The organism is Sphingomonas sp. 35-24ZXX, assembly GCF_000786215.1.
Lineage (GTDB): Bacteria > Pseudomonadota > Alphaproteobacteria > Sphingomonadales > Sphingomonadaceae > Blastomonas.
In genome coordinates this window covers 857596-875151 of sequence record NZ_JROG01000004.1, presented here as the reverse complement: position 1 = coordinate 875151, position 17556 = coordinate 857596, and the positions used below count along the sequence as shown (strand labels likewise).

General features: G+C 65.1%; 16 protein-coding genes and 1 riboswitch. Of the genes, 9 read left to right on the top strand and 7 right to left on the bottom strand.

What is annotated here, in order from left to right; translation table 11 throughout:
• Positions 1–5: 5 nt before the first annotated feature.
• Complete coding sequence (locus LI72_RS12285; protein ID WP_033926067.1) at positions 6–1223, bottom strand: argininosuccinate synthase; 1218 nt, start codon at positions 1221–1223, stop codon at positions 6–8.
• Positions 1224–1403: 180 nt separating this feature from the next.
• Here LI72_RS12285 and LI72_RS12280 point away from each other — a divergent pair, with 180 nt between their 5' ends.
• A complete protein-coding gene (locus tag LI72_RS12280; RefSeq protein WP_156139584.1) occupies positions 1404–2492 on the top strand; it encodes a tetratricopeptide repeat protein in 1089 nt (362 codons plus the stop codon).
• A 13-nt stretch (positions 2493–2505) separates the two neighbouring features.
• Here LI72_RS12280 and LI72_RS12275 read toward each other — a convergent pair whose 3' ends face one another.
• The gene (locus LI72_RS12275) at positions 2506–3078 is read right to left on the bottom strand and encodes a TMEM165/GDT1 family protein (protein ID WP_033926065.1); all 573 of its coding nucleotides are present in this window, start codon (positions 3076–3078) and stop codon (positions 2506–2508) included.
• 28 nt (positions 3079–3106) lie between these two features.
• Positions 3107–3286, bottom strand: a riboswitch (yybP-ykoY riboswitch).
• Between the two features lie 38 nt (positions 3287–3324).
• Here LI72_RS12275 and LI72_RS12270 point away from each other — a divergent pair.
• Complete coding sequence (locus LI72_RS12270; RefSeq protein ID WP_033926064.1) at positions 3325–3771, top strand: DUF1801 domain-containing protein; 447 nt, start codon at positions 3325–3327, stop codon at positions 3769–3771.
• Complete coding sequence (locus LI72_RS12265) at positions 3768–4046, top strand: ribbon-helix-helix domain-containing protein (RefSeq protein WP_033926063.1); 279 nt, start codon at positions 3768–3770, stop codon at positions 4044–4046. The genes LI72_RS12270 and LI72_RS12265 overlap by 4 nt, the downstream gene beginning before the upstream one ends.
• 112 nt (positions 4047–4158) lie before the next feature.
• Here the strand turns inward: LI72_RS12265 and murA are convergent, their stop codons facing one another.
• Both murA and clpS read right to left on the bottom strand, forming a co-directional pair.
• Positions 4159–5442 (bottom strand): UDP-N-acetylglucosamine 1-carboxyvinyltransferase, encoded by a 1284-nt coding sequence (gene murA, locus LI72_RS12260; protein WP_033926062.1) that lies wholly within the window; start codon positions 5440–5442, stop codon positions 4159–4161.
• Between the two features lie 69 nt (positions 5443–5511).
• Positions 5512–5916: an ATP-dependent Clp protease adapter ClpS gene (gene clpS, locus LI72_RS12255; RefSeq protein WP_231562458.1), complete on the bottom strand. Its 405-nt coding sequence runs from the start codon at positions 5914–5916 to the stop codon at positions 5512–5514.
• Between the two features lie 149 nt (positions 5917–6065).
• Between clpS and obgE the strand changes: the two genes are divergently transcribed.
• From obgE to LI72_RS12240, 3 genes are all read left to right on the top strand, one after another.
• Positions 6066–7124 (top strand): GTPase ObgE, encoded by a 1059-nt coding sequence (obgE, locus tag LI72_RS12250; RefSeq protein ID WP_033926060.1) that lies wholly within the window; start codon positions 6066–6068, stop codon positions 7122–7124.
• A 132-nt stretch (positions 7125–7256) separates the two neighbouring features.
• The gene (gene proB / locus LI72_RS12245; protein WP_033926059.1) at positions 7257–8405 is read left to right on the top strand and encodes a glutamate 5-kinase; all 1149 of its coding nucleotides are present in this window, start codon (positions 7257–7259) and stop codon (positions 8403–8405) included.
• Positions 8402–9316: an NAD-dependent epimerase/dehydratase family protein gene (locus LI72_RS12240; protein ID WP_081984871.1), complete on the top strand. Its 915-nt coding sequence runs from the start codon at positions 8402–8404 to the stop codon at positions 9314–9316. Before proB ends, LI72_RS12240 begins: the two co-directional genes overlap by 4 nt.
• Here the strand turns inward: LI72_RS12240 and LI72_RS12235 are convergent.
• Positions 9306–9914: a Pycsar system effector family protein gene (locus tag LI72_RS12235; RefSeq protein WP_052129773.1), complete on the bottom strand. Its 609-nt coding sequence runs from the start codon at positions 9912–9914 to the stop codon at positions 9306–9308. The genes LI72_RS12240 and LI72_RS12235 overlap by 11 nt on opposite strands.
• Before the next feature lie 131 nt (positions 9915–10045).
• Here LI72_RS12235 and LI72_RS12230 point away from each other — a divergent pair, with 131 nt between their 5' ends.
• Positions 10046–10285 (top strand): acyl carrier protein, encoded by a 240-nt coding sequence (locus tag LI72_RS12230; protein WP_023836291.1) that lies wholly within the window; start codon positions 10046–10048, stop codon positions 10283–10285.
• A 57-nt stretch (positions 10286–10342) separates the two neighbouring features.
• Positions 10343–11542, top strand: coding sequence for a serine palmitoyltransferase (gene spt, locus LI72_RS12225; RefSeq protein ID WP_033926057.1), 1200 nt, complete (start codon positions 10343–10345; stop codon positions 11540–11542).
• Positions 11543–11558: 16 nt separating this feature from the next.
• On the opposite strand, the gene LI72_RS12220 is transcribed toward spt, so the two are convergent.
• Both LI72_RS12220 and LI72_RS12215 read right to left on the bottom strand, forming a co-directional pair.
• Complete coding sequence (locus LI72_RS12220) at positions 11559–12566, bottom strand: inorganic phosphate transporter (RefSeq protein WP_033926056.1); 1008 nt, start codon at positions 12564–12566, stop codon at positions 11559–11561.
• Between the two features lie 18 nt (positions 12567–12584).
• Positions 12585–13739: a DUF47 family protein gene (locus tag LI72_RS12215; RefSeq protein ID WP_197051888.1), complete on the bottom strand. Its 1155-nt coding sequence runs from the start codon at positions 13737–13739 to the stop codon at positions 12585–12587.
• Positions 13740–13900: 161 nt separating this feature from the next.
• Between LI72_RS12215 and putA the strand changes: the two genes are divergently transcribed.
• Positions 13901–17386 carry a bifunctional proline dehydrogenase/L-glutamate gamma-semialdehyde dehydrogenase PutA gene (putA, locus tag LI72_RS12210; RefSeq protein WP_033926055.1) on the top strand — a complete coding sequence of 1162 codons (3486 nt, stop codon included), beginning with the start codon at positions 13901–13903 and terminating at the stop codon, positions 17384–17386.
• Positions 17387–17556 lie beyond the last annotated feature (170 nt).

Sequence of the window (17556 nt, the reverse complement as noted above, 5' to 3'; positions counted from 1 at the left end):
GCGCGTCAGGCCCCGCGGCGACCCAGCAGGCGGAGACGCAGCGCGTTGAGCTTGATGAAGCCCTCGGCGTCCTTCTGGTCATAGGCGCCGGCATCGTCCTCGAACGTCACCACCTTCTCGCTGTAGAGCGAGAACGGCGACTTGCGGCCGACGACCCAGGCATTGCCCTTGTACAGTTTCAGCCGCACGGTCCCGGTGACATGGCTCTGGCTGTGATCGATCGCAGCCTGCAGCATCTCGCGCTCGGGGCTGAACCACAGGCCGTTGTAGATCAGCTCGGCATAGCGCGGGGCGAGCTCGTCCTTGAGGTGCGCAGCGCCGCGATCGAGCGTCAGCTGCTCGATGCCGCGATGCGCGATGTGATAGATCGTGCCACCCGGCGTTTCGTACATGCCGCGCGACTTCATGCCGACGAAACGGTTCTCGACCAGATCGAGACGGCCGATGCCGTGGGTCTTGCCCAGCTCGTTGAGCTTTTCGAGCAGCGTCGCCGGGCTCATGCCCTCGCCGTTCAACGCCACGCCGTCACCGCGCTCGAAATCGATGGTGATGTATTCGGGGGTATCGGGCGCGTCCTCGGGATGGTTGGTGCGCGAATAGACATAGTCGGGGACTTCATCCCACGGATCTTCGAGCACCTTGCCCTCGGACGAGGTGTGCAGCATGTTGGCATCGGTCGAGAACGGCGCTTCGCCGCGCTTGTCCTTGCTCACCGGAATCTGGTGCGCCTCGGCAAATTCGATCAGCCGGGTGCGGCTGGTCAGATCCCATTCGCGCCAGGGTGCGATCACCTTCACGTCGGGGTCGAGCGCATAATAGCCGAGCTCGAAGCGCACCTGATCGTTGCCCTTGCCGGTCGCGCCGTGGCTGACCGCGTCGGCCCCTACCATCTTCGCGATCTCGATCTGGCGCTTGGCGATCAGCGGCCGCGCGATCGAGGTACCCAGCAGATAGGTGCCTTCATACACCGCATTGGCGCGCATCATCGGGAACACGTAGTCGCGCACGAACTCTTCGCGCAGATCGTCGATGAAGATATGTTCGGGCTTCACGCCCATCATCTGCGCCTTGGCGCGCGCGGGCTCCAGCTCTTCACCCTGGCCGAGGTCGGCGGTGAAGGTAACCACCTCGCAGTTATAGGTCTGCTGCAGCCACTTGAGGATGACGCTGGTATCCAGCCCGCCCGAAAAGGCCAGAACGACACGGTTTACGGATTGAGTCATGGACGCGGACTTTCTGCAGGAAAGAGTGTTCGCGCGCCGCCTATCAGCGCGGCCCAGCAGGGGCAAGAGGGCTGTGCGCAGCGGGGGCGATGTTGACTTGCCGACACGGCGATTATAGCGTTCGATCCCAAGTCGCGGACCACTCCCAGCCCCAGTGCTGGCGTGCAGGATACCGCGATCATGCCTTCCCGAATCCACCGCCTTTTTGCCGTTTTCGGCCTGTCCGCGATACTGGCCATGCTGCCGGCATCGCTCCATGCCGGGTCCGCGCCCGATCCGCAGCGGCTGCATCAGGCACGCTCGAACTGTCACATCGCCTATGATCTGCTGAGCGAGGCGCTGGAAAAGAACCAGCCGCTGTCCGATACCGACATTGCCTGGGCCAAGGCGCACGAGCTTGCCGCTCTGGCCTACAGCCCCTGCCCGCCCATGCATGCAGACCTTGCACTGCGCGCCACCAACCGCGTCATCGCAACGCCGGACGGACTGGCCGTGGCGCGTTCGTATATCGAGCACCAGAAAGATGCCGGAGCGATGATGGAAGTCGGCCTCTCGATGTATTCGGGCCAGTTCAGCGATCTGACCAAGCAGCAGGGGCTGGATATGATCAAAAGTTCGGCAGATGGAGGCGACCCGATGGGCATGTATTTCTATGGAGCCGAACTGGCGGGTGGGTCCTATGGCGCGCCGGATGTCAAGGGCGGCGTGGCGTGGATGGAAAGGGCCGCAGCCGCCGGGCATGTCGACGCGATGCACCGCGCAGCCATCTATTACTACCAGGGCCTTGGCGTGCAGCAGAGCGACAAAAAGGCTTTCACGCTGTTCCGTCAGGCGGCCGAAAGCGGGCACATCTATGCAACCGTCATGGCGTTCACGATGATCGAGGCCGGGCGTGGCACCAAGAAGGACTTTGACCTGGCCTATCGGCTGGGCCGCAATCTCGCCGAACAGGGTGAAGTCTATGGCGCGGTCATCGCCTCATCCGCGCTGTTGCAGTCCCGGGACGCACCGAAACACGAGACCGAAGTGCTGTACTGGATGGATTATGCCATCGCCAACGGCGACGAGAAGATCCGATCGATCATGACGCCGCTGCGCCCGCAGGTGGCGGCTATCTACAATCGGCCTGCTCCCGTCTCCGCTCCGCGCGACTTCCGCCCGCGTCCGTTCAAGGCATGCCCGATGAAGACCACCTGCGTCGTCAATCATTACAGCGGGCTGAAAAGCTGCACCACCAACAAGGATTACTGGAACGACTGCGACGGATGACCCGCCGCCGCGATCACACCCAGCCCGCGGTCTGCGCCGCGACCCACAGGCCCAGTCCGGCAAACAGCGCGGCCGCGCCGATCTGCAATGCGCGGATCGGCAGGATGCGCTCGATCCTGTGCCCCAGCAGCACCGCAGGCACGTTGGCGACCATCATGCCCAGCGTCGTGCCTGCGGTGACCGCGATCACGTTCTGATAGTGCGCGCCCATCGCCATCGTGGCGATCTGGGTCTTGTCGCCCATTTCGACGAGAAAGAAGGCGACCAGGGTGGTGATGAACACCCCGGCGCTGCGCTCCTTGGGGGCGTCGTCTTCATCGAACGTGTCGGGGATCAACGCCCAAAGGCCCATGCCGATGAACCCGGCAGCGATGGCATAGCGGAAGGCTGCGCTGTCGATCAGCCCGGCGACCTGCTGGCCCAGCAGCGCGGCGAGGAAATGGTTGGCGAGCGTCGCCACCAGAATGCCTGCAATAATGGGGACGGGCTTGCGCAGCCGTGCGGCGAGCAGGATCGCGAGCAGCTGGGTCTTGTCGCCCATTTCGGCGAGCGCGACGAGCGACAGTGAGGCGAGAAAGGCTTCCATGAAAGGTCACTTCCGGGGCCGGGCAGCAGGTTCAGCAAAACGCAACAACACGCATCACCCCCGCCCGGCCAGGCAAAAGGGTTATGGTGTCGTCGGTCTTGCCGGAAGCCGGATCCCAAGATCCGGAAACCCGCGCACCATGGCCTCTCGGCCAAGTGTGTTGACGCGCGGCCCGGTGCACCGCACCGGTTGGCTACTCCCCATCAGACGTGCTAGCCTTTAGGCCTCGATCACGGGGGATGCAAGATGGCGGATGCTGGCAACAAGACAACGGCTACCGATGCCAGCGTCGACGGGTTCATCGCAGGCCTTGAGCCTGACCAGCGCCAGGATGATGCACGGACGCTGCTGGCGCTGTACCAGCGTATCACCGGGATGCCGGCGAAGATGTGGGGCCCCAGCATGATCGGCTTTGGCGAATATACCTATGCCTATCCCAGCGGGCGCACCGGCACCTGGGCGCGGTCCAGCTTTTCGCCGCGCAAGGGCAAGCACAGCATCTATCTGATGGCGGGCTATGACGACGAGGCGGTCGCCGCGCGGCGCGATGCGCTGCTGGCCAGGTTGGGCAAGCACAAGATGGAAAAGACCTGCCTGTATGTCGCGAAACTGGCCCAGATCGACATCAACGTGCTGGAAGAGTTGATCGCTCACGATCTGGCCGAAATGAACCGGATTTATCCGCCTGTATGACCCTTGCCACCGATGACCTCTACCGCGGCCCGGTCAAGCGCAGCATCCAGATTGCAGGGCATCTGACCTCGATCAGCCTGGAACCTTTGTTCTGGGATCTGCTCAAGTCCGCCGCCGAGGCGCGCGCGCTGCCGCTCAACGCTCTGGTCGCGCGGATCGATGTCGAGCGGATCGAGGCGGAAGACCCGCCCAATCTGGCGAGCGCGATCCGGCTTTGGCTGGTGCGCGATATGGCGCAATCTCTCTCCCACCCCGCTGGCGGGAGCGGTGGCTGAGGCATAGCCGAAGCCGTGGTGAGCCCGAATTCGGGTCGCGCTCCAGCCCCACCCCGGCCTGGCATGTCAGGCCTGCCCCTCCCGCAAGCGGGAGGGGAGAAATTTCAGCTTATCAATCGCCGCCGACGCGCTCGATATCCGCGCCCACCGCCTGCAGCTTTTCCTCGAGCCGCTCATAGCCGCGATCGAGATGATAGACGCGGTTGACCTCGGTCTCGCCTTCGGCGGCAAGGCCAGCGATGATCAGGCTCATTGATGCGCGCAGATCGGTCGCCATCACCGGCGCGCCGACCATCCGATCGACGCCATGGACCACCGCCGTGCGGCCCTTGACCTCGATATGCGCGCCCATGCGGTTGAGTTCGGGCACGTGCATGTAGCGGTTCTCGAAGATCGTCTCGGTCAGCACGCTCGCGCCCTGCGCCATGCACAGCATCGCCATGAACTGCGCCTGCATGTCGGTGGCAAAGCCCGGGAACGGCGCGGTCGACAGGGTCAGCGCCTGCAGCTTGCCATTGGGGCGCACCGCGATGCCATCGGCAATCTCCTCGCAATGCACGCCCGCCTGGCGCAGCGCGGCGATGGTCGCTTCCATCTCGTCGAGCCTGGCACCGATCAGGTCCAGGGCGCTGCCGGTGATCGCCGCGGCGCAGGCATAGCTGCCGGCCTCGATCCGGTCGGCCATCACGCGATAGGTCGCGCCGTGCAGGCGGTCCTTGCCGTTGATCACCAACGTCGATCCGCCGATCCCCTCGATTACCGCGCCCATCGCCACCAGCAGGTTGCACAGATCGACGATCTCGGGCTCGCGCGCCGCGTTGCGCAGCGTCGAGGTGCCCTTGGCGAGCACGGCGGCCATCAGCGCGTTCTCGGTCGCACCGACCGACACCACGGGGAAGCCGAAGTCACCACCGGGCAGACCGCCCTTGGGCGCGCGTGCGGTGACATAGCCTGCGGTGATCTCGATCTCTGCACCCAGCGCTTCGAGCGCCTTCAGGTGCAGGTCGATCGGGCGGTTGCCGATCGCACAGCCGCCGGGCAGCGACACCGTCGCCTCGCCCGCGCGCGCCAGCAGCGGGCCCAGCACCAGGATCGAGGCGCGCATTTTGCGCACGATGTCATAGGGCGCGACGGTCGCGGTAACGCGGCCCGCGCGCAGCGTCATCACCCGTCCGAAATCCTCGGGCCGAGCGCCCTCGATCATCGTCGAGACGCCCAGCTGGTTGAGCAGATGACCGAAGCTGTCGACATCGGCCAGGCGCGGCAGGTTGCGCAGCGTCAGCGGCTCATCGGTGAGCAGCGCACACGGCAGCAGCGTCAGCGCGCTGTTCTTGGCACCGGAAATGGGAATACGGCCGGAAAGCGACTTGCCGCCGCGAATGATGATCTTGTCCATCGCCGCTGTTTAACGCCTGCGGCAGGCCTTGCAAGAGGGGGGTGCAAGAGGGCGGCGACGCTCGAAGGGTCAGACCTTCTCGAGCGTGCACTGCAGCGGATGCTGGTTCTCGCGGGCGAAGTCCATGACCTGGTTCACCTTGGTCTCTGCAACCTCGTAGGTGAAGATGCCGCACACGCCGACGCCCTTCTGGTGGACATGGAGCATGACACGGGTCGCCTCGTCCATGTTCATGCTGAAGAAGCGCTTGAGCACCAGCACGACGAATTCCATCGGCGTGTAATCGTCGTTCAGCATCAGCACCTTGTATTGACTGGGCTTTTTCGACTTGGCGCGGGTCTTGACCGCGATCCCGATATCGGGCGGGCCCTCGTCCTCGCGATCCGGCCCGGCATGGACGGGCACGAGCGCGCGTCCTGTCGCAGCGACATGGAGACGCCGTGACGGCGCGGAGGCTGGGTTCGCAGTGTTCATAGATGCACCGGAATATCGTATTTCGCGGGGCGCAGGCAAGGGGTCGCGCGTAATTTGCGCCGCCGCGCTGTACCGCCCTGACGCAGGCAATGTGGCGCATCGCTCGCTGGCACTGGTGTTTGCCGCCGCTTTCCGTTAGGGGCGCGGCCATGCATTTTCTCGATCAAGCCAAGATTTTCATACGCTCCGGTACGGGCGGACAGGGCGCGGTGTCCTTCCGCCGCGAAAAATATGTCGAATATGGCGGCCCTGACGGCGGCAATGGCGGCAAGGGCGGCGATATCATCTTCGAAGCGATCAGCGGCCTCAACACGCTGATCGACTTTCGCTACACCCAGCATTTCAAGGCCAAGCGCGGCAATGGCGGCATGGGCCGCAACCGCACCGGCGCGGGCGGCGACGATCTGGTGATCAAGGTGCCGGTGGGCACGCAGATCCTCAGCGAGGACAAGGAAGAGGTGCTCGCCGACTTCACCCATGCCGGCCAGCGGATCACCTTTTTGCGCGGCGGCGATGGCGGTCGCGGCAACCTCAGCTATTCCAGCAGCACCAACCGCACCCCGCGCCAGCATGGCCCCGGCTATCCCGGCCGCGAAATGTATGTCTGGCTGCGGCTGAAGCTGATGGCCGATGCCGGGCTGGTGGGCCTGCCCAACGCTGGTAAATCGACCTTCATCAACCAGGTGACCAACACCCAGGCGAAGGTCGGCGACTATCCGTTCACCACCTTGCGCCCGCAATTGGGCGTGGTGCAGCACCGCAACCGCGAATTCGTGCTGGCCGACATTCCCGGTCTGATCGAAGGCGCGGCCGACGGCGCCGGCATCGGCGACCGGTTCCTGGGCCATATCGAGCGCTGCCGGGTGCTGATCCATCTGATCGACGCGCATGGCGACGATCCGGTCGAAGCGATGCGCGTGGTCGATGGCGAGCTGGAAAACTATGGGGCCGGGCTCGACGAGAAGCCCAAGCTGGTCGCACTCAACAAGGGCGACCTGCTCGACGACGAGCTGATGAAACACTTTTCCGCCGAACTCATGGCTGCCGGAGCCGACCGAGTGTTCCCCGTCTCTGGCGCGACCGGTGCGGGGATTTCGGACCTGTTCGACGCCCTGCTCGAATATCTGCCGCACGATACCGCGACCGAAAAGCCGGAGGGCGTCGATCCGAATGCGGACAACGAACCGGGGACATGGTCGCCGGTTTGAGTGCACCCATTCGCATCGCCTGTCTCGCCTGTCACCCCCGCGAAGGCGGGGGTCCCGCTCTTCAGCCGTTCGTGGAAGAGAAAGCGGGATTCCCGCTTTCCCGGGAATGACGGAGAAGTATGAAGTAGAACGATGACCGCAGCCGCCGCCTCCCCCTCTCCCCCCGCTCCGCTCTCCCCCGCCGCCTGCCCGGTGCTGGTGGTGAAGGTCGGCTCGGCGCTGCTGGTGGCGCCCGATGGCACGGTGCGGCGCGACTGGCTGGCCTCGCTGGTGGCGGATATCGCCGCACGCATTGCAGACGGCCAACGGGTTGTGATCGTCTCTTCCGGTGCGATCGCGCTGGGCGCGCGGCGGCTGGGCCTGCCCAAGGGCGGCCGCGCCAGCCTCGAGGACGCCCAGGCGGCGGCCGCCACCGGCCAGATCGCACTCAGCCAGTGCTGGGCCGAACTGCTCGGCGCGCACACGATCACCGCAGCACAGATGCTGGTGACGCTCGACGATCTGGAAGACCGCAGGCGCTTCCTCAATGCCTCGGCCACGCTGCGCCGGCTGATCGCGCTTGGCGTCGTGCCGGTGATCAACGAGAATGATTCGGTCGCGACCGAGGAAATCCGCTTCGGCGACAATGACCGGCTGGCCGCGCGGATCGCGCAGGCCGCAGGCGCCGGCGGCGTGGTGCTGCTGTCCGATGTCGACGGGCTCTACACCACCAATCCGAAGAACGACCCCGACGCCCGCCTGGTCGAGAGCGTGGCGCGGATCGATGCCCGCATCCGCGCGATGGCCGATGGCGGCTCGGCTTCGGGAATGGGGTCGGGCGGCATGCTGTCCAAGCTCGAGGCCGCGCGGATCGCGACCAGCGCGGGCGCGCATCTCGCCATCGCCAACGGCACCCACGACCACCCGCTCGACCGGCTGGCGCAAGGCGGGCGCTGCACCGTGTTTACCGCGGGCAAGCTGGGCAAGGGCCGCAAATTGTGGCTGGCAGGCCGCATGACCGCGCGCGGGCGCATCGTGGTGGACGCAGGCGCAGCCGCCGCACTTGCCAAGGGCTCCAGCCTGCTGGCCGCAGGCGCCACCGCTGTTGAAGGCCGCTTTGCGCGCGGCGATGTCGTCGAGATCGCCACGATCAACGGCGAGACGATCGCGCGGGGCCTCAGCGAATATGACGCCACCGATGCGGCGCGGATCACCGGGCTGCGCAGCGATGCGATTGCCGAAATACTGGGCCATGCCCCGCGCAGCGCGCTGGTCCACCGCGACCAGATGGTGCTGCTGTGAGCGTGATTGCGATGACCGGCGGCACCGGCTTTGTCGGCGGTGCGACGATCGATGTGGCGCTGGGGCTTGGCCACCAGGTCCGCGCGCTCACCCGCAGGCCGCAGCCGGCGCGCGAAGGCGTGACCTGGATCGAAGGGACGCTGGACGATGTCGCAGGCCTGACGCGGCTGTGCGAAGGCGCGGATTGCGTGCTGCACATCGCCGGCGTGGTCAACGCGCCCGATCGCGCAGGCTTTGTCGCGGGCAACATCACCGGCACCGAAAACATGCTGGCGGCGGCGAAAGCGGCGGGCGTCGCGCGCTTTGTGCACGTCTCTTCGCTCGCTGCGCGCGAGCCTGCGCTGTCGAATTACTGCTGGTCCAAGGCCGAAGCCGAGACGCGGGTGACTGCGTCCGGGCTCGACTGGCTGATGGTGCGCCCCCCCGCGGTCTATGGCCCTGGAGATACCGAGATGCTCGACCTGTTCCGCATGGCTGCGCGCGGCGTGGTGATGCTGCCGCCAGGTGGGCGGATGTCGGTCGTGCATGTCGCCGATCTGGCCAGGCTTCTGGTGCGACTGGCCGCAGGGTCGGGCGACCCGCAGGCGATCTACGAGGTTGATGATGGCATGGCGAGCGGATGGAGTCATGCCGCCTTTGCCGATGCTCTGGGGGACGCTGTGGGCCGCAAGGTGCGCTCGTTCAGCACGCCCAAGTTCGCGCTGCATCTCGCCGCCAGGGGCGACCGGCTGCTGCGCGGCAAGACCGCCAAGCTGACCCCCGATCGCGCCCGCTATATCGCCCACAGCGACTGGACCGCCGATCCGCACAAGCAACCCTCCACCCAGCTGTGGCAGGCCGAAATTCCGACGCGTCAGGGGCTGGCGGAGACGGCGCGCTGGTACCGCGCCCAGGGCTGGCTCAAAGCGTAAGCAGCGAGCGTCCCAGCGCCATCTCGACAAGAAACAGCGCGAAGGTCAGCGTCAGTCCGATCAGGAAGATGCGGTACGCATGGCCCAGATAGCGGTATTTCTTGTGCTGCAGCACCATGCCGTTCTGATGGACATCGCGCAGCATCGTGCGGAAGATCGTCTCGTCAGCATGCAGCTGATCGATCACCAGATCGGCAAAGTCATCCTCTGCCATGGCCGAGAAATTGCCGAAGAACATGAAGTTGGTCGATCCGCTGGGTACCTGCCCGCTTGGTTTGGGTGCCCCGCGCACCGACGGCAGGATGGCGAACACCGCACACATCGCCGAGAGGAAGGCGAACATCGCCAGCACAATCAGCGGCAAGGTGAAGTTGCCGGTGCGCGCCTGCCCGACCGAAATGGTGAACACCACGAAGGTCGCGCCCATCAGGATGCTGGCCTTCTGATCGGCCATCTGGCTCAATGCGAGATTGGTCTGCACCGAGGTGCGGATCAGGTGGATGGCGTGCGGCGAAAAGGTGTGCGGCGTTTGCGGCCAAGGGCTGGGGATCGCCTTACGCGGCGATTCGACTCGGTTTTCAGTGACACCCTCTCTCATGACAGATTGATGACACAGCAGCACTGCGCTTGACAAGCGACACCGCACTGCCCTTCTGGCTGCAACAAGCTGCCGCGATGTTGCCGCATTCCCCCGGCATGGCGGAGCCCAGATACGAACGAAAGAGACGCATGACCGACACCGCCATCTACGACCGCATTGCTGCGCAGATCGAACCCTTCAACAAAAAGGGTGTCGCGCTGACCGAAAGCACCACCTTTGCGTCAGATCTCGAATGGGACAGCCTGACGGTGATGGATTTCGTCGCGGCGATCGAGGATGAGTTCGACATCATCATCACCATGAACATGCAGGCCGAGATCGAAACCGTCGGCCAGCTCGTGGCTGCGGTGGAAAAGCTCACCGCCTGACCCCATCTGCAAGCCTGCCAGTTCCTATCCCGGCTTTCCCCATCAGAGAATGACCCCATGACCGACCTGTTTTCCAAGTTCGACGCCCTGATTGGCGAGCGCGAAGCCCTGCTCTCGCATGGCGTGCGCGATCCCTATGCCTTGGTCATGGAATCGGTCAAATCGCCCACGGTTGCGATGTGCAACGGCAAGGAAACGATCCTGCTGGGCACCTACAACTACATGGGCATGACCTTCGATCCCGACGTGCTCGATGCAGGCAAGGCCGCGCTCGACAATTTCGGATCGGGTACCACCGGTAGCCGCGTGCTCAACGGCACCTATGCCGGGCACCGCGATTGCGAGGAAGCGCTGAAGGAATTCTACGGGATGGACCATGCGATGGTCTTTTCCACCGGATACCAGGCGAACCTCGGCATCATCTCGACGATGGCGGGCAAGGACGATTACATCATCCTCGACATCGACAGCCATGCCTCGATCTATGACGGCTGTGCGCTGGGCAATGCGCAGATCGTCGCCTTCCGCCATAATGACGTCGAGGCGCTGGAAAAGCGGCTGAAGCGCCTTCCTGCTGAAGCGGGCAAGCTGGTTGTGCTCGAAGGCGTCTATTCGATGCTCGGCGATATCGCGCCGCTCAAGGAAATGGTCGCCATCTCCAAGGCGGCTGGCGCGATGGTGCTGGTTGATGAGGCGCATTCGATGGGCTTTATCGGCGAGAACGGCCGCGGCGTGGCGGAGGCTGCCGGCGTGATGGACGATGTCGATTTCATCATCGGCACGTTCAGCAAGTCGGTCGGCACCGTCGGCGGCTTCTGCGTCTCCAACCATCCCAAGTTCGAGGTGCTGCGCCTCGTCTGCCGCCCCTATGTGTTCACCGCCAGCCTGCCGCCGTCGGTGGTCGCCACCGCCGCAACCAGCATCCGCAAGCTGATGCACGCCGGCAACAAGCGCGCGCACCTGTGGGAGAATTCCAAGCGGCTGCATCAGGGGCTGCGCGATCTCGGCTTCCAGCTCGGTACGCCCGAAGCACAGAGCGGCATCATCGCGGTGATCATGACCGATATGCTCAAAGGCGCGCAGATGTGGGAAGCGCTGCTCGACCGCGGCCTCTACGTCAATCTCGCCCGCCCGCCCGCAACCCCTGCCGGCATGACGCTGCTGCGCTGCTCGCTGTGCGCGGAGCACTCGGCTGAACAGGTCACGCAGATCCTCGGCATCTTCGAGGCGGCTGGAAAGGACGTCGGCGTCATCTGATCGACGCCGTCGGCGCTCAACCCCAGATCGTCGTCAACCAGTAGAACAAGGCGCCGACCGCCGCCGAGGCGGGGATGGTGATCAGCCAGGCGATCACCACCCGGCCGGCCACGCCCCAGCGCACCGCCGATGCACGACGCGCCGCGCCGACGCCGACGACGCAGCCGGTGATCGTGTGCGTGGTCGATACGGGGATGCCAAGGCCCGTGGCGGCAAACAGCATCACCGAGCCCCCGGCAGACGCGCAGAAGCCCTGGTGATGCGACAGCTTGGTGATCCGCGTGCCCATCGTCTCGATGATCTTCCACCCGCCGGACAACGTGCCCAGCGCGATCGCGACATAGCAGCTCAGCACCACCCATTGCGGCACCGCGAACTCGCCATCGAGCATGCCCTGCGAATAGAGCAGCACCGTGATCAGCCCCATCGTCTTCTGGGCATCATTGGCACCATGGCCCAGCGAATAGGCGGCCGACGAGATCAGGTGCAGCGTCTTGAATGCGCCTTCGGCCCGCCTGGCGGTGGCGCGCAGGAAGAACCACGACGTCACCACCACCAGCAGGATCGACAGGATCATCCCCATCGTCGGCGACAGAACGATCGCCGATGCGGTCTTGAGCACGCCCGACCAGACGATGCCGTCCAGTCCGGCACGCGTCACTCCCGCGCCGATCAGCCCGCCGATCAGCGCATGGCTCGAGGACGATGGTATGCCCTTCCACCAGGTCACGACATTCCAGAACATCGCACCGACCAGCGCCCCGAAGATCACCTGCGGGTTGACGATATCGACATCGATGATGCCCTTGCCGATCGTCTCGGCCACCTTGAGCCCGAACACCCAGTACGCAGCGAAATTGAAGAAGGCGGCAAACAGCACCGCGTGGACCGGCTTGAGCAGCCGCGTCGAGACCACGGTGGCGATCGAGTTCGCCGCGTCATGCAGTCCGTTGAGAAAGTCGAACGCCAGCGCAAGCGCGATCAACGCGATCAGCAGCGGCATGGCAATGATGGTGGTTTCCATGAGGGCAGCGCCGACCGATCAGGCGTGGTCGATCACGAGGCCGTCGATCTCGTTGGCGACATCCTCGAACCGGTCGACCACACGCTCGAGATGCGTGAACAGCTCGCGTTCGACGATGAACCGGAGCGGGCTGGTCTCGCCATGCTGCTTGTAGAGCGCCTTCAACCCGCGCGCATGAATCTCGTCGGCATGGCCTTCCATCGTCACCAGCCGCTCGGTCAGTTCGTGCAGCCGATGCGCGTTGCGGTTGACCTGGCGCAGCAGCGGCAACGCCTCGACCGTGATCCGCGCGCAATCGACGATGATCGCCGCGATATCCTTCATTTCCTGCTTGAACTCGGTGACCTCGTACAGATCGATCGCGCCTGCGGTCTTCTGCATCTCGTCGATCGCATCGTCCATCGCGGCGATCAGGCTGGTAATGGCGCTGCGATCGAACGGCGTCAGAAAGGTGCGGCGCACGGTCTGCAGCACTTCGCGGGTGATCTGGTCTGCCTCGTGCTCGCGCTCGACCAGTTCCTGGATATGGTCGCGCATGCCGGGTCCGCCGTTCAGCAGCCGCGCCAGGGCGTTCGAACCCGAAAGCAGGGTCAGCGCGTGCGCCTCGAACAGTTCGAAGAAGTTGCCCTGCTTGGGCAGCAGTGCCTGAACCCACTGGAATACGGCCATTTTCGGAGAGGCTTTCTGCGTATCGAGGACAAATCCACTCTTGGCGATGCGCCTGTCGGATTCGCTGGCGCGGAAACGACGGATCAGCTCGGACAGCTCAGGCTCGTCGACCAGTTGCGCTGCCTCTTCCAGCGAGAACCATTGTCGGTCGCGCTGGTCCTGCTCTTCCCATTCGTCGAGCACATCGGTGACCGAGAACGGAAACACCTCGACATCGACATTGAGCATCGCGCCGTTCTTGCGCTTCTTGCGATAGCGATAGCTGCCCAGCGGGGTCGGGCAGGCCGCGCCCTTGACGCCAGCCTCTTCCTCGGCCTCGTGCGCCGCAGCGGCATGCGGTTGCAGCCCTTCAATCATGTTGCCCTTGGGCAGCACCCAGCGGCGCGTCTCGCGCGAGGTCACCAGCAGGATGGTCACCGGCGCGTTCACATCGTCGCGCGCGGTGCGGTAAGGCAAGGCGGCTATCTGGCGAATGACATGTTCCCCGTCATGAAACGGTCGCATATCTGTAACATTTGGCCGTGCATAGCGATTTTTGCGGTTTTCGAGGCGGTTTGAGACGGCAACCCACCGCTTTGTTGCCGCAGCCCCGTTGCAAGGCTTCAAATGCCTGCAAATATCTGTAAGGGCACCGCCATGGTCCTCCCCGGAAAAGGCCGCAACCCATGACCCAATTGCTTGCGCTGCGCGATGCCGTGCGCGCCCATCACCGTGCCGATGAAGGCGCGGTGCTCGATTATCTGATGGCGCATTACGCCCCCTCGCCCGAATTGCGCGCTCGTATCCGCGCGCGCGCGGTCCGCGTGGTCGAGGATGTCCGCGCTGCCTCCGGCCCCACGCTGATGGAAAGCTTCCTCGGCCAGTACGGCCTGTCTTCGGACGAGGGGCTGGCGCTGATGACGCTGGCAGAAGCGCTGCTGCGCGTGCCCGATGCCGAAACGATCGATGATCTGATCGAGGACAAGATCAGCCCGGCGAACTGGCGCGAGCACTTCGGCAAGTCGGAACACACTCTGGTCAACGCCAGCACCTTCGCGCTGTCGATGACGCAATCGGTGCTCGAAGGATCGGTCAGCAAGGGGCCGCTCGATGCGTTGCGCGGCGCCATCAAGCGGCTGGGCGAGCCGGTGATCCGCGCCGCCGTGCGCCGGGCGATGAAAGAGCTCGGCAACCAGTTCGTGCTGGGCGAGGACATGGACGAGGCGCTCAAGCGCTCGCGCAAATGGGCGGCGGAAGGCGCGACCTTCAGCTACGACATGCTGGGCGAAGCGGCCCTTACCTTCCCCGACGCCGACCGCTATTTCGCAGCCTATATGAATGCCATCCGCGCAATCGCGGATGCTGCCAAGACCGACGACATGCGCACCAACCCGGGCCTGTCGATCAAGCTCTCTGCGCTGTATCCGCGCTACGAGATGAGCAAGGCTGACGAGTGCGTGCCAGCGCTCGCCGACCGGGTGCTCGAACTCGCCCGCGCTGCGCGCGATGCGCGCATCGGACTCAATATCGATGCCGAAGAGGCTTATCGCCTCGGCATGTCGCTCGACATCATCAAGATGGTGCTGAACGATCCCACGCTTGCCGGCTGGGATGGCCTGGGCGTCGTGGTGCAGGCCTTCGGCAAGCGCGCCAGCTTCGTCATCGACTGGCTCTATGGGCTTGCGGAATCGCTCGACCGCAAGATCATGGTCCGGCTGGTCAAGGGCGCCTATTGGGACAGCGAGATCAAGCGCGCGCAGGTCGATGGCGTGCCCGATTTCCCGGTATTCACCAGCAAGGCCGCCACCGACATCTCGTATATCTGTTGCGCGGCGCAGCTGCTCAAGCTCACCGACCGCATCTATCCGCAGTTCGCCACGCACAATGCGCACAGTGTCGCTGCGATCCTCGAGATGGCAGGCAACCGCGATGACTTCGAATTCCAGCGGCTCCACGGCATGGGCGAACCGCTGCACAACGCACTGCTGCGCAACGAGAAGGTCCGCTCGCGCATTTACGCGCCGGTCGGGCGGCACAAGGAACTGCTCGCCTATCTGGTGCGCCGCCTGCTCGAGAACGGCGCCAACTCCTCGTTCGTCAACCAGCTCGCCAACCACGCCGTGCCCGCCGAGGCGATTGCGGCCGACCCGTTCGAGCAGCTCGAAGCGGCGCGCGCAGAAGCGGACGCCAAGATTATCCGCCCGGCAGCGCTCTACGCCCCGGCTCGGGTCAACTCGCACGGCTGGGATCTTGCCAATCGTGCCGATCTCAACGCCTTTCTCGAAGCGCGATCGGCCTTTGCCGATCATCAGTGGCACGCTGCGCCGATCATCGTCGGCACACCCAGCGCGGCCGCGCAGGAACGTGCGCTGTTCAGCCCGGCCAACCCGGACCGGCAGATCGGCATGATCCGCGATGCCAGCGCCGAACAGGCTGCAAGCGCGATCGCCGCAGCACGGCCATGGGATGCGCCGGTGACGGAGCGTGCCGCCACGCTGGGCCGTGCGGCCGACCTGATGGAAGCGCGCCACGGCGAGATCTTCGCGCTGCTCGCGCACGAAGCCGGAAAGTGCGCGCCCGATGCGATCGCAGAACTGCGCGAGGCGGTCGATTTCCTGCGCTATTATGCGGCAGAGGCCTTGGCCAATCCGGCTGACGCCCCGCGCGGCATCATCACCTGCATCTCGCCCTGGAACTTCCCGCTGGCGATCTTCACCGGCCAGATCGCCGCTGCGCTGGCGGCGGGCAACGCGGTGCTCGCCAAGCCAGCGGAGCAGACACCGCTGATCGCGCATCTCGCGACACAGCTGCTGCATCAGGCCGGCGTGCCGGCGCATGCGCTGCAGCTGATGCCGGGGCCAGGCCGAGTCATCGGCACCGCGCTGACCAGCAATCCCGCGATCGCCGGCACCTGCTTTACCGGGTCGACCGCGACCGCGCAGGCGATCCACCGCGCGATGGCCGACCATTGCGACCCTCAGGCGATGCTCATTGCCGAAACCGGCGGCCTCAACGCGATGATCGTCGATTCGACTGCGCTGCCCGAGCAGGCGGTGCGCGATATCGTTGCCTCGGCCTTCCAGTCGGCGGGCCAGCGCTGCTCGGCGCTGCGCATGCTCTACGTCCAGCGTGACATTGCCGATTCGCTCAAGGAGATGCTGTTCGGTGCGATGGATGCGCTGACATTGGGCGATCCGTGGTGGCTGGCCAATGATGTCGGTCCGGTGATCGATCCGGCCGCGCGCGAGAAAATCGCAGCGCATATCGAAGCCGCCCGGCGCGAGGGGCGGCTGCTCAAGCAGCTCGAAGCGCCCGAGACCGGCTGGTTCGTTGGCCCGGCGGCCATTGCGGTGGGCGGCATCGAGGATCTGGCCGAAGAGATTTTCGGCCCGGTACTGCACATTGCCACGTTCGAGGCTGGAGAGATCGACGCCTTGGTCGATCGCATCAATGCGCGCGGCTATGGCCTGACCTTCGGATTGCAGACACGCATCGACAGCCGGGTCGAGCAGGTGACGGCGCGAGTCCATGCAGGCAACATGTACATCAACCGCAACCAGATCGGCGCGGTTGTCGGCGCGCAGCCCTTCGGCGGCGAAGGCCTGTCCGGCACCGGTCCCAAGGCAGGCGGCCCGCGCTATCTGCCGCGCTTCGCCGCCGCACCCGGCCCGCAGCTCGATCTGCCCCCGCTCACCCGCATCGCGGCGCGCGGCGAGGTCGAAGCCGCGCTCGCTGCCTTGCCGCGCGTCACCGAACTGCCGCTCGATACGCTGACGATGCCGGGGCCGACCGGCGAATCGAACGTGCTGTCCACCTATGCGCGCGGCCGTGTGCTGTGCCTGGGCCCCACGGTGGAGGCCGCGATCGCGCAGGCGCAGGCGGCGCAGTCCGAAGGCTGCGCATCCTTGATCGTCGTTCCCGGAGCCAAGGGCCCGCACGCCATCGATGGCTTTATCGAACGCGCCGATCTGGCCCAGATCGCCGGGTTCGATGCAGTCGCAGCCTGGAGCACCAGCGACGACCAGCGCGCCATCCGCAAGGCGCTGGCCGCGCGCGACGGCGCCATCCTGCCGCTGTTCACCGAAGAGCATTTCGCCCAGCGCTGCGTGCACGAGCGGCACGTGTGCATCGACACGACAGCCGCCGGCGGGAACGTATCGTTGCTGGCCTGAGGCCTCGGGCACTTTACCTTGCCTATCCCTTAATGGGAGAGGCAGCTCCCATTTGCCTCTCCCTTGATGGGAGAGGCAGCGAGACTTGGTGGCTGTGCCACCTAGTCGCAGCGGTGAGGGTGACGGTGCGGCTGGATAAAGTTGGCTCGATGTCGCGGGCTTGCACAACC